General features: G+C 62.0%; 10 protein-coding genes. 5 read left to right on the forward strand and 5 right to left on the reverse strand.

Annotated features, from left to right (window positions below; genetic code table 11):
• Positions 1-67 precede the first annotated feature (67 nt).
• Positions 68-1,174: an AraC family transcriptional regulator gene (locus G7W63_RS03625; protein WP_166253247.1), complete on the forward strand. Its 1,107-nt coding sequence runs from the start codon at positions 68-70 to the stop codon at positions 1,172-1,174.
• A gap of 29 nt (positions 1,175-1,203) precedes the next feature.
• The gene (locus G7W63_RS03630; protein ID WP_166253250.1) at positions 1,204-1,605 is read left to right on the forward strand and encodes a TM2 domain-containing protein; all 402 of its coding nucleotides are present in this window, start codon (positions 1,204-1,206) and stop codon (positions 1,603-1,605) included.
• Positions 1,606-1,658: 53 nt separating this feature from the next.
• On the opposite strand, the gene nirD is transcribed toward G7W63_RS03630, so the two are convergent.
• The 3 genes from nirD to G7W63_RS03645 are packed head-to-tail and all read right to left on the reverse strand — an operon-like array spanning position 1,659 to position 5,595.
• The gene (gene nirD, locus G7W63_RS03635; RefSeq protein WP_166253253.1) at positions 1,659-2,027 is read right to left on the reverse strand and encodes a nitrite reductase small subunit NirD; all 369 of its coding nucleotides are present in this window, start codon (positions 2,025-2,027) and stop codon (positions 1,659-1,661) included.
• An 11-nt stretch (positions 2,028-2,038) separates the two neighbouring features.
• Positions 2,039-4,543: a nitrite reductase large subunit NirB gene (nirB, locus tag G7W63_RS03640; protein WP_166253256.1), complete on the reverse strand. Its 2,505-nt coding sequence runs from the start codon at positions 4,541-4,543 to the stop codon at positions 2,039-2,041.
• 29 nt (positions 4,544-4,572) lie between these two features.
• Positions 4,573-5,595 (reverse strand): NAD(P)/FAD-dependent oxidoreductase, encoded by a 1,023-nt coding sequence (locus G7W63_RS03645; protein WP_166253259.1) that lies wholly within the window; start codon positions 5,593-5,595, stop codon positions 4,573-4,575.
• Here G7W63_RS03645 and G7W63_RS03650 point away from each other — a divergent pair.
• The 3 genes from G7W63_RS03650 to G7W63_RS03655 all read left to right on the forward strand — a co-directional run bounded on the left by G7W63_RS03650 (position 5,582) and on the right by G7W63_RS03655 (position 10,353).
• The gene (locus G7W63_RS03650; RefSeq protein WP_166253262.1) at positions 5,582-7,327 is read left to right on the forward strand and encodes an efflux RND transporter permease subunit; all 1,746 of its coding nucleotides are present in this window, start codon (positions 5,582-5,584) and stop codon (positions 7,325-7,327) included. The two genes, G7W63_RS03645 and G7W63_RS03650, sit on opposite strands and share 14 nt — an antisense overlap.
• Before the next feature lie 204 nt (positions 7,328-7,531).
• Positions 7,532-7,984 (forward strand): hypothetical protein, encoded by a 453-nt coding sequence (locus G7W63_RS19930; RefSeq protein WP_242634300.1) that lies wholly within the window; start codon positions 7,532-7,534, stop codon positions 7,982-7,984.
• The gene (locus G7W63_RS03655; RefSeq protein WP_242634307.1) at positions 7,897-10,353 is read left to right on the forward strand and encodes a nitrate reductase; all 2,457 of its coding nucleotides are present in this window, start codon (positions 7,897-7,899) and stop codon (positions 10,351-10,353) included. Before G7W63_RS19930 ends, G7W63_RS03655 begins: the two co-directional genes overlap by 88 nt.
• Here G7W63_RS03655 and G7W63_RS03660 read toward each other — a convergent pair.
• Both G7W63_RS03660 and G7W63_RS19800 read right to left on the reverse strand, forming a co-directional pair.
• Complete coding sequence (locus G7W63_RS03660; protein WP_242634301.1) at positions 10,288-11,127, reverse strand: hypothetical protein; 840 nt, start codon at positions 11,125-11,127, stop codon at positions 10,288-10,290. The two genes, G7W63_RS03655 and G7W63_RS03660, sit on opposite strands and share 66 nt — an antisense overlap.
• Before the next feature lie 107 nt (positions 11,128-11,234).
• Positions 11,235-11,720: energy transducer TonB (locus G7W63_RS19800; protein WP_207308873.1), on the reverse strand; the 486-nt coding region annotated here is incomplete at its 5' end.

Here is an 11,720-nt window from a genome sequence, read left to right on the forward strand (position 1 = left end):
GGCCTCAATGTCCCAGGCTGCGGCCCATGCTAGCATCCTGACTGTCTGCCAATAATAAGGATACCCAATGGCCAACCGCAGCTCTGGCAAAGACCGACCGATGCCCGGCCTGTTTCTGGTTCCGGGCGCCTATATGCGTGTGCTGGCGGACACCGTCAGGAAGCTCGGCCACAACGAGCGGGTACTGTATCAGGGGCTGACTATCGGTCCCGAGGATCTGCGTACCGATGATAGCCGGGTGCTGGTTACCGATGCGATGGTAATGGCCGACCGGGCGGTAGCGCTGGCCGGCCACCAGGGACTGAGCTTCATGCTGGCCCGGGAATTACGGGTCACCATTCACGGCACTCTTGGTTTTGCGGCCCTCACCAGCCCTACCATGGCGGATGCACTGGACTCGGTCAGGCGCTACCTGCAGCTGCGCGTTCCTTTCCTGAGCATCACCCTGCGGGAAACCGAAGATGCGGTGCTGGTGCAGTTAAAACCCGAATATTCCGCTCGCAGTCTTGATCCGTTCCTGGCGGAAACCGTGAGTGCCACCCTGATGATGTTGGCGGACCAGCTGGTGGACAGGGACAGTGCCGAGGCTGAAGGGTGCGAGCTGGTCAATGGCAAGTTTCCCGGCATGGCCGTGCGCCTAACCGCGCCGGAACCTGGCTATTACCGGGAGTTTGCCAGCCAGCTCCCGGTGCCCTTTGAGTATGGGTGCGATACCGAGATGATGATGTTTCCCCTGGCGCTGCTTCGGGCCCGCATGCGCCTTGCCGATGCGGAAGCCTCCGAGATGGCGCGCCAGCAGTGTGAGCTGGAGCTGCAAAAAGCCCTGAAGGATCAGGGTGACATCACCTTTGCCATCCGTAACATGCTTCAAGTCATGCCCGGACCTCTGCCCTCCCTGGAGGCTATGGCCGAGCGCTTTTACGTGTCCTCAAGAACCCTCAAGCGCCGGCTGTCCGAGCGCAATACCAGCTATCGCGAGCTGGTTGAGTCGGTACTCAAGGACCGGGCCATCCAGTTGCTGAGGTACACTAACCGTTCTGTCAGCGAAATCGCCTACGAGCTGGGTTATGCTGACCTGTCCAATTTCAGCCGGGCCTTTCGCAAGTGGACGGGAAAATCCGCCAGCGAGTTCCGCGACGACGGCTCAGATCCGGCGCCGGAGGTTGGTCCTTAAACTGCTCAAACGCTCAGGGAGGATTTGTAATGCCGCATTCGGATACCCACAGCAAGGCCATTGGTTACCTTTTGTGGATTTTTGGGTTCCTCGGTGCCCATCGCTTCTATTACGGCAAGCCCATTACCGGCACTATCTGGTTTTTTACCCTTGGGCTGCTGTTCATTGGCTGGATCATTGACCTGTTCCTGATCCCGGCCATGGACCGGGCCGCGGATATACGCTTCAAGAGCGGTAACATCAGCTATAACGTCAGCTGGATCCTGCTGACCTTCCTCGGGGTTTTCGGTATTCACCGCATGTATATGGGTAAGTGGATTACAGGGATTCTCTATCTGCTCACCGGCGGGCTCTTCCTGCTGGGTATTCTTTATGATCTCTGGACCCTGAACAGCCAGATCTCGGAGAAAAATTCGGGCCTGGGAGGCTAGCCTCCCGCGTCCCGGCTTACCTGGCCCCTGGGCCCGGCAAGCCGGTCAAATGATCAGGCTGCCAGTTCATCGCGGCTGCCGAGCCGCTGCTCGACACGGATCTGGTCCCCGTCCACCAGCACCCGGTATACCGGCACCCTGACCGACTCGTCTTCCAGGCACTGGCCACTCAACAGGCTGAAATGCTGCTTGTACAGGGGTGAGGCGACCACCGGCTCGCCCTTGATGTCACCGGTGATGCCGCGGGCCAGCACATTGGCACCGCTGAACGGATCCTGGTGGCCGATGGCAAAGAGTGCCGGCAGTCGTTCCGGCAGGTAGAAAACCGCAACCGGACCGCTGCTGGTCCAGACGGCCACACCTGAGTCCGGTACCAGATCCGCCACCTTGCATACCACATCCCACTGGGTCGTTACTTTCATCTCTGTTCTCCTCAGGCTGATTCAGTTACCGGGCGGCGCTGGCCGCGCTCGTGGGTCCACTGCTGTACCGGGTCGGTACGTTCGTCATTGACGAACTCGCGGAAGCGTTTGCGTTTTTCAGGGTCTTCCACCGCGGTTTTCCACTCGCACTGGTAGGTGCCCACCAGCCCTTCCATGTGTTCTTCGAGCTCTTCGCCCAAACCGAGGCTGTCCTCGAGAACCACCTGCTTGAGATAGTCCAGGCCGCCCTCCAGGTTCTCCATCCAGACGCTGGTGCGCTGTAACCGGTCCGCAGTCCGTACGTAGAACATCAGTACCCGGTCGATGGTGCGGATCAGTTCTTCATCGTTTAGGTCGGTGGCGAACAGGTCGGCGTGACGGGGGCGCATGCCACCATTGCCGCACACATAGAGGTTCCAGCCATTTTCGGTGGCAATCACCCCGATGTCCTTGCTCTGGGCCTCGGCGCATTCCCGGGTACAGCCGGACACCGCCATCTTGACCTTGTGGGGCGCCCGCAGACCCTTGTAACGGTCTTCCAGGAAGATCGCCATGGCCACGCTGTCCTGGACGCCATAGCGGCACCAGGTGTTACCGACACAGGACTTCACCGTCCGCAGTGACTTGCCGTAGGCATGGCCGGTCTCGAACCCGGCAGCAATGAGCTTTTCCCAGATCTCAGGCAACTGGCTCAGGGTGGCCCCGAACAGGTCCACCCGCTGGCCGCCGGTGATCTTGGTATAGAGGTCGTATTCCTTGGCCACCTCCCCCAGCACAATCAGCTTGTCGGGGGTGATCTCGCCGCCGGGTATCCGTGGCACAATGGAATAGGTGCCGTTCTTCTGCATGTTGGCCATGAACGTATCGTTGGTGTCCTGCAGGGGCACATGGTCGGTGGCGAGAATGTGTTCGTTCCAGCAGGTGGCCAGGATGGACCCGACGGTGGGCTTGCAGATTTCGCAGCCCTGGCCCTTGCCATGCTCCCGGATCAGGGTCCGGAAGGTGCGGATGCCGTTGACCTTGACCAGATGGAAGAGCTCCTGCCGGCTGTAGGCAAAGTGCTCGCAGATGTCCTTGCTGACTTCCACCCCCCGCTTGGCGAGCTCGCTGTCCACCACGTTCTTGAGCAGGGCGGCACAGCCCCCACAGCCGGAACTGGCCTTGGTTTCGGCCTTGACCGAACCCAGGTCGCCGCAGCCGGCGTCAATGACCCCGCAGATATCGCCCTTGGTGACGTTGTGGCAGGAGCAGATGGCAGCGGTATCCGGCAGGGCGTCAGGCCCCAGAGCCGGTGCACCGCCTTCGCTTTGTGGCAGGATCAGGGTTTCCGGATGCTCCGGCAGAGCAATGTTATTAAGGGCATACTGCAGCAGGGTATCGTAGGGGCCGTTGTCGCCCACCAGGATGGCCCCCAGCAGGGTCTTGCCGTCCTCGCTGATTACCATGCGCCGGTAGTGGCCGGCGGCTTCGTCATTGAAACGTATGCTGCGGGCGCCCGGGGTCTGGCCGTGGGCGTCGCCGATAGAGCCCACGTCCACGCCCAGCAGCTTGAGCTTGGTGCTCATGTCGGCACCGCTGAACGCAGCCTCGGCATCACCGTTCAGGTGGCTGGCCAGGGTCCGGGCCATGGTATACCCGGGCGCTACCAGACCGAAAATGCGCTCACTCCAGAGTGCGCATTCGCCGATGGCGAAAATACGCGGGTCGGAGGTGGTGCACTGGTTATCGATGATGATGCCGCCACGCTCACCCACTTCCAGGTTGGCAGCCCGGGCCAGGGCGTCCTGGGGACGGATACCGGCCGAGAACACGATCAGGTCGGTCTCCAGGTAATCGTCTTCCTCGAACTCCATGCGCAGACGGCATTCCGAGCCGGCTACGATCGCTTTGGTGGCCTTTTCGGTGTGGACCCGGACGCCCAGCTCTTCAATCTTGTGCTTCAGTACCGCGCCGCCGTCGGCGTCCAGCTGGACCGGCATCAGGCGGGGCGCGAACTCCACAACGTGAGCTTCCAGGCCCAGGCTCTTGAGAGCGTTGGCGGCCTCCAGACCCAGCAGGCCGCCGCCGACCACAACGCCGGTGCGCGCCCCTTCGGCGCTGGTCCGAATGGCGTCCAGGTCCGCCAGGGTACGGTAAACCAGGCAGTGGGGGTGGTCGTTACCGTCGATCGGTGGCACGAACGGATAGGAACCGGTGGCCAGTACGACCGCATCGTAGGGGTGCGAGCCCTTTGCCGTGGTGACGGTCTGCTGGTCCCGGTCGATGCCGGTCACGGCCTCATCAAGATGGAGCATAATGTCGTTCTGTTCGTACCATTCGGCGGTGCCCATGGCCAGATCCGCGTGGGTGGCCTGGTCGAAATACTCGGACAGGTGGACCCGGTCATAGGCCAGCAGGGGTTCTTCGCCAAATACCTGGAGCTCATAGCCCGAAGCCGCTTCGGTGGCCACGAACTGCTCAAGAAAATGATGGCCGACCATGCCGTTGCCGATGACGATTAACTGTTTCTTGCTCATAGTGTCTGCTCTCGTAATGATCGGTAAATTCAGGCCCGGGCACCGCAGAAGGCCTGGCCAAAGGCCAGACTGGACCGGAAAGCGCTGATATCGTCGGCCTGCTGGATGCGCTGGGCATACCAGGGACCTTCCCGGGTTTCGCCAAAAAGCACGGCCCCGGCCAGACGGCCGTCACGGATAACAAAACGGCAGTAGCGCTTTGCCTCGTGGTCCTGCCATACCAGGGCTTCGGTGGTACCGTCGGTTTCGGTCTCACCGCAGGAAAAGATGGGAATACCGCTGATTTTCAGGCGGGTGGGCGCCACCACCGGCACATAGGCCGGCAGCTCCCCGTTGCTGGCGTGGTTGAGAACCCGGGCCAGAACGTCTGCCTGCTGGTAGCCCGGGTCAACCAGACCGAAGGTCTGCTCGTTCACCTGGCAGCATTCTCCGAGGGCATAGATATCGGGATCGCTGGTCTGTAGCTGGGCATTGACGCGGATCGCACGGTCACAGGTAAGGCTGGCAGTCCGGGCCAGTTCGGCATTGGGCGTGATGCCGGCGGCCACGACCACCAGGTCGGTGCTGAGCAGTGTCTCGTCGTCCAGCTGAACGGCCCGTACCCGATGTTTGCCCAGCAGGGCCAGAGGTGAGGTGCCGGTGCGTATGACAAGGCCGCGCTCGGTGAGTGCATCTTCCAGCAGGTGGCCCCCGGTTTCATCCAGTTGGCGGTTGAGCAGGTGGGGCGATCGGTGGAGTACGGTGACCGACATGCCCCGGCGCCGTAGCCCTTCGGCGGCCTCCAGGCCAAGGAAACCACCACCGATGACGACGGCGCGGCGATTGTGCCTGCTGATGTCGATGAGTTTGCGGGTGTCCTGCAGGTCACGGAAGCCCACCACGCCCTCCAGGTCCTCCCCGGGCAGGCCCAGACTGGCTGACCGGGACCCGGTGGCGAGCACCAGGCGATCGTAGGTTTCGTGGTGGCCACTGGCGGTGACAACCTGCTGGTTCCTGCGGTCGATCTGAACAACAGCGTCGCCTTGCATTGTGGCGTCCATGCTGGTGGCCATCACCCTGATTCCGACCCTGAGCTCGCGGCTGAATTTCGGTGATTCCCGTGGCTCGTCCGGGGGGGCGGACGCCGGTCATTCTCCGGGGGAAGCTGCAGCGTCCCCCGGTTGGGTCCGACGGATCATGAAGCTGGTGGCCTGGCTTATCGCCACACCAGTGCGACGGTGGGTGACCATCATCACGACGGCCGTGGCCAGCACACTGATCATAATCGTGCTGACACCGCCCGCGGAGTACCTGCCGGAAGGGGAGGAAGCCAAGACCTTTGCCCGCATGAACGCGCCCCCTGGCTATAACCTTGATGAAATGGCTGCTATCGCCGAGCAGGTGGAAGCTCATTTCCTGCCCCATGTGGAAGCCGATCCGGACGGGTTTGAAGCCGGTGAAACCCGGGTGCCTCCCCTGGCCTACCTGAACCTCCAGGTATCCACCTCCGGCATGCGCATCATTTCTGAAACCCTGAACCCGAACCATATTGAACGGCTGATGGATGAGATCACCCGGGTGTATGAGCAGTATCCCGGTATGCGTGCATTCGCCTCCAAGGGGTCGATCATTTCCAGCAACGATGCCGGCACCCGCAGTATCGACGTTGACCTTTCCGGTGCCGAGCTGCCCACAGTCTACCAGGCGGCTGAGGCCGTCTACCGCAAGGCCGGGGAAATCTTTGACGACCCCAGGATCCAGACCCAGCCATCAACCCTGACCCTGGCCCAGCCTCTGATCCAGGTGCGCCCCGACTGGACCCGAGCAGCTGAACTGGGACTGGACACCGATGCTCTTGGCTTCACTGTTTCTGCCATGACCGAAGGTGCCTATGTGGGCGACTTCTTTCAGGGCGACGACAAGATAGACATCTATGTCTACGGCAGTTCCGGAGGTGAACCGGAACTGCACGAGGTACCGGAGCTACTGATACGGACGCCGACAGGAGCGACCCTGCCCCTGTCGAGCCTGGCTGAAATCGAAGAGACCGTGGATACCAGCACGGTCCGGCGGGTCAATGGCCAGCGCACGGTGACACTCAACATTGTGCCACCGCCGGATGTGCCGCTCGAGGCCGGCGTGGAACGGGTACGAACCGAGTTGATCGACAGCCTGAGGGACAGCGGCCAGTTGCCCTCAAGTGTCAGCGTGGCCATTTCCGGAGCCTCCGATCAACTCAATGCCACACGGGAAGCCCTGACCGGGAATTTCATGATTTCCCTGGTTATTGTCTACCTGGTGCTGGTGGCGATCTTTGCTCACTGGGGCTACCCGTTGCTGATCATGACCGCCATCCCCCTGGGCATCGCCGGTGGCATCGTGGGGCTGGCCATGATGAACCTGGTGGGCAGTCTGTTGCCCCTGATCGGCCTGCGCCCGCTGAGCCAGCCCTTCGACATGATCAGCATGCTGGGTTTCCTGATTCTGCTGGGAACGGTCGTCAATAACCCCATTCTGGTGGTGGATCAGGCCCGCCAGAACCTGCGCGAAAAAGGTGTGGATCTGGTGGAAGCGGTCACCAGGGCGGTGGCGACCCGATTGCGGCCGATCGCCATGACGACCCTGACAACCCTTTGCGGCCTGTCACCCCTGGTATTTATTCCGGGAGAGGGAACGGAGCTGTATCGCGGCGTAGGCGCCATTGTCCTGTTCGGCCTGGTCGGTGCGGCCACGGTGACCCTGACGTTTTTACCGGTGCTTACGGTGGTAGCGCTTGGCTGGTCCGGGGAACGGCACCGCCAGTGAGGACGGTCTCCCGTCTTCGTTTATGAAGCCTGCCCCTGGAGAGGGCGTCCGCGCCATCCGGTGCACTGTTATCAGCCGTGTTAAGCGGCTTCGGCCCGGGAAAGTACCTCCAACTGCCCTGTTTACCAGGGAATGGGGCCTAGGCATGACCTGGCCCTGAACTTGCTTGGCAAAAGGTAGATTGAGTAGACAATCGATCTGGCAATGTTGCCCGGCTGGGGCTCCCACAGCGCTGTATCTTCGGATGCAGCCGGGAGGCCCACCCGGGCTTTTTTGCGTTCCCGTTATTCGCAGGCAGGTGACAAGGTGGCAGCACACTCGATATCAGGACATCCGAAACAAGGACCGGGGCAGGCACCGGTGCGAACCACCTGCCCCTACTGTGGGGTTGGTTGCGGCGTCATAGCGGGAGCAGAGCCCGGCCAGACGGTCACCGGTGATAAAGCTCACCCGGCCAACACCGGCCGGCTTTGTGTCAAGGGCTCCAGCCTGGGCGAAACCCTGGGCACGGGGGGGGGCGGCTTCTCAAGGCCCATGTCGGCGGTAGGGAGGTCAGTCTTGACTTCGCACTGGATGCGGCAGCCTCGGCCATCGCCAGGGCAGTGGAGAACCATGGGCCCGGGTCGGTGGCCTTCTATCTGTCGGGACAGCTCCTGACCGAAGACTATTATGTGGCCAACAAGCTGGCCAAGGGGTTTATCGGCACGCCCCATGTGGACACCAATTCCCGGCTCTGTATGTCATCCGCTGTCGCAGCCCACAAACGGGCGTTCGGAGCTGACATAGTGCCGGGCTGTTATGAGGACCTGGAGCTGGCGGATCTGCTGGTACTGGCTGGCAGCAATACCGCCTGGAATCACCCCATTCTCTATCAGCGGATGCAGGCTGCCGCACGTCAAGACCGCCGGGTGACGGTCATCGATCCACGAACGGCCGCCACCACGGACCTGGCTGACCTTCACCTCAAGCTAAGGCCCGGGACGGATAGCATTCTGTTCAACGGCCTGTTGGCCTGGCTCGCCGATAACAAGGCGCTGAACAGCCAGTACGTCGAGCGTCACTGTGACGGTCTTGATTCTACTCTGGCAGCGGCCAGGGAAGCGGCGCCCGATGTCGCCAGCGTGGCCCAACAGTGCGATCTTGCCGAGCAGGACGTGGCCACTTTCTTTCAGTGGTTTGCCGCTACCCCACGGACGGTGACGGCCTTTTCCCAGGGCATCAACCAGTCGGTGGCCGGCACCGACAAGGGCAATGCCATCATCAACTGCCATCTGGCAACGGGTCGCGTGGGTTTGCCCGGCGCCAGTCCCTTTTCACTGACCGGTCAGCCCAATGCCATGGGCGGCCGCGAAGTGGGTGGCCTTGCCAATACCCTGGCAGCCCATATGGACTATGAGTCTGGAGCCGACCGGCACCGGGTCCGCAGGTTCTGGCAGGCACCGAACCTGGCCAGGGGCCCGGGCCTGAAGGCGGTGGACATGTTCGAAGCAGTTCATCGTGGTGACATAAAGGTGCTCTGGATCATGGCCACCAATCCGGCGGTGAGTCTGCCGGAAACGGCCCGGGTCCGGGAGGCCCTTGCCCGGTGTCCGACGGTCATCGTGTCTGACTGTGTGCCCGAAACCGACACCACCGCATTCGCTGACATTCTTCTGCCGGCAGCAGGCTGGGGCGAGAAAGACGGTACCGTCACCAATTCGGAACGCTGTATTTCCCGGCAGAGACAGTTCCTGCCGCTGCCTGGGGACGTTCGTCCTGACTGGTGGCTGGTCAGTGCGGTGGGGCGTCGTTTGGGCTACACGGCAGCCTTCGACTACCGGAGTCCGGCCGATGTTTTCCGGGAGCACGCCCGCCTGTCGGCTTTCGAGAACGAGGGCAGGCGGTTGTTCAATCTGACGGGGCTCACCGATCTTTCCGACACCCAGTATCAGGATCTGGAACCAACGCAATGGCCACTGTCAGGAGCTTCATCCCGACCGGTTGCCAGGCTATTCAGCGATGGCCGGTTCAGTACCAGCAATGGCCGGGCCCGTCTCGTGCCGATCAGGACCATACTGCCCTCACGGCAAGCGGATGCTGGTAGTTCGCTGGTGGTGAATACCGGCAGGATTCGGGATCAATGGCACACCATGACGCGCACGGCGCGCTCGCCCCGATTGTTACAACACCGGGACGAGCCTTTTCTGGAAGTGCATCCGGAGGACCTGACGCGGTACGGCCTGGTGGAAGGGGAGCTGGGGCAACTGATCCGGGGCAGTAACCGGTTTGTCGGGCGTGTACGCAGCAGCACCGGGCAGCGCCCCGGCGAGGTTTTTGTTCCGATTCACTGGAATGGCCAGTTTGCCTCTGATGCTATAGCAAACGCCTTGCTGGAACCGGTCACGGATCCTGTGTCCGGCCAACCTGAAAGCAAGCACGGCCACGCCAGCCCGGGCCCTTTTACGGCCCACTGGCACGGCCGCCTGCTGACCATAAAAGGCCAGCCCCGGCATTGGCGCACCGACTATTGGAGCCAGGCACCACTGGAGAGCTGCGTTAGCTGGCATCTTGCCGGCGGTAAAATCCGGGATTGGCCGGCACAGGTCAGTCTCTGGCTGGGTGGCGAGCCCCAGCTGGTCATGGCCGACCCGGCCCGGGGGGTCTTCCGGGCGGCGCGGCTACAGAGCGATCGGCTGGAGGCGGTATTGCTGGTGGATGCCCAGGCTAACCGTTTACCGGACATTGTCTGGCTGGCGGGCTGTTTCGCTGCCGGCGCCCTTGACGAGAACCGGCGCCGACATCTTCTGGCCGGACGGGATGTGGCACTTGATGATATTGGTCCGGTGATCTGCAGCTGTTTTGGTGTCGGACAGCGCCAGATAGAGGCTGCCATGAAAGCCGGCTACCGTGATGTGGCTTCCCTGGGCCGTCAGCTGCACTGCGGCACCAACTGCGGTTCCTGTGTTCCCGAACTCAGGGAACTACTTGAGAGTGATCGGGTTGAGAGTGATCGGGTCGAGGGTGGTATGGCCCTCGCGCCGGAGTAAGGCAAACGGCACCCGGTAGCGAAGCCCCTGCTTGCCCTGGGAGACCGTCACGGTGCAGGTTTTGCTGTTCACTTTCTGTACGGTGCCGCTGTGGACCCGGCTGCGGCTGCCAAAGCTGACCGCATCCCCCACACGCCACCGGGCGCGCATGTCCGTGGGCTCCGGGACCACGAAGGCAGTCTCCGGCAGGCTCAGGCCCAAGCGGTCGGCAGCCATGCCCAGGGCCTCTTTAACCGCATCGGCACTGCCGTCGGCATGGAGTTCGTGCAGAATCCGGTAGAATTCCTGGTTGTGTACCGAGCCATGACGGCGTTGGCCCGCAACCTGTTGTAACAGGTGGGCGAATTCATGAACGCAGGTATGGGCGAGCAGATTCCTGGGCGACAGAATACCGTCAAAATAGCGGAAGCGGATGATCTCACGACTGGAAAGCCAGCCTGCGGCCGTTTGGCTTTGATACTTGGCCATGACCATCCGGAGCCCGTAGGTTATACGGTGCACCTGATCACGCTGGTCATGGCGGTGATAGGTGGCCTGTCCTGAACCCACCCTGCATGCCAGAGTGGCACCCGGACGGACCTGGTGAATCCGGTTCCGTGAAGGTGCCCAGAGCACATCCGTGGTCGTGGTGCAGAGCAGTTCACCGACAGCGCGGGCCTGCTGGATACTTAATGGCATGGAGTAGTCAGAGTCCCGAGCCTGTTCTGGCTTGAATGCTGGAAATGCTTCCGGAAAGTACGCTCTTGAATGGGCGCCTTCTGATCGACAAATCATACCCCGCCTGGCGCTTAAGGGAAACATGGCGCCCGGTGTGTTGAAGACTCAATTGGGCGACATCTCCCGCTGGCACGACGGCACTCTTCAGGCCAGTTGAGTTCAGGTCAGTTGAGGTTAAAGCGCACAGGCACCCGGAAGGTGAAGCTTTCCCCCTTCATTTCATCAGGTACCGGTGGCAGCGGCTCGGCCTCAGCCAGCATGCGCATGGCGGCATCGTCCAGCAAGGTATGGGACGATTCCTCTACCAGACGGTGGCCGACCAGCCGGCCCTGCCTGTCAAACGTGAACTCGACCACCGGGGTGCCCTCCTGACCCAGGCGCTGGGCCCGGCGCGGGTAATCGCGGTGCCTGCCGAGATGCCGGAGGAGCTGGCTCAGGTAGGTGTCCACCTCGCTGGATTCGCCTGCCCTGAGTTCAATTTGCTCGGGCTGGCTCTGGTCTGACTGGGCCGCATCATCCGGGCTGGCAGTTGTCTCTGTTTCTGACGGAAGGTCAGCGTTTGCCACCGGCTCAGGGTCCGCCACGCTCTCTGGCTCTGGCTCTGGCTCTGGCTCTGGCTCTGGCTCTGGCTCTGGCTCTGGCTCTGGCTC

This window comes from Marinobacter salicampi (genome assembly GCF_011074795.1).
Taxonomy (GTDB): Bacteria; Pseudomonadota; Gammaproteobacteria; order Pseudomonadales; family Oleiphilaceae; genus Marinobacter; species Marinobacter salicampi.

Bases quoted from the DNA above. Each gene is read 5' to 3' on its own strand.
- nirD (WP_166253253.1), bottom strand. From the start codon at position 2,027: ATGAAAGTAACGACCCAGTGGGATGTGGTATGCAAGGTGGCGGATCTG.
- G7W63_RS03650 (WP_166253262.1), top strand. From the start codon at position 5,582: ATGCTGGTGGCCATCACCCTGATTCCGACCCTGAGCTCGCGGCTGAAT.
- G7W63_RS03660 (WP_242634301.1), bottom strand. From the start codon at position 11,127: ATGATTTGTCGATCAGAAGGCGCCCATTCAAGAGCGTACTTTCCGGAA.
- G7W63_RS03645 (WP_166253259.1), bottom strand. From the start codon at position 5,595: ATGGCCACCAGCATGGACGCCACAATGCAAGGCGACGCTGTTGTTCAG.
- G7W63_RS03625 (WP_166253247.1), top strand. From the start codon at position 68: ATGGCCAACCGCAGCTCTGGCAAAGACCGACCGATGCCCGGCCTGTTT.
- G7W63_RS19930 (WP_242634300.1), top strand. From the start codon at position 7,532: ATGTTGCCCGGCTGGGGCTCCCACAGCGCTGTATCTTCGGATGCAGCC.
- G7W63_RS03630 (WP_166253250.1), top strand. From the start codon at position 1,204: ATGCCGCATTCGGATACCCACAGCAAGGCCATTGGTTACCTTTTGTGG.
- nirB (WP_166253256.1), bottom strand. From the start codon at position 4,543: ATGAGCAAGAAACAGTTAATCGTCATCGGCAACGGCATGGTCGGCCAT.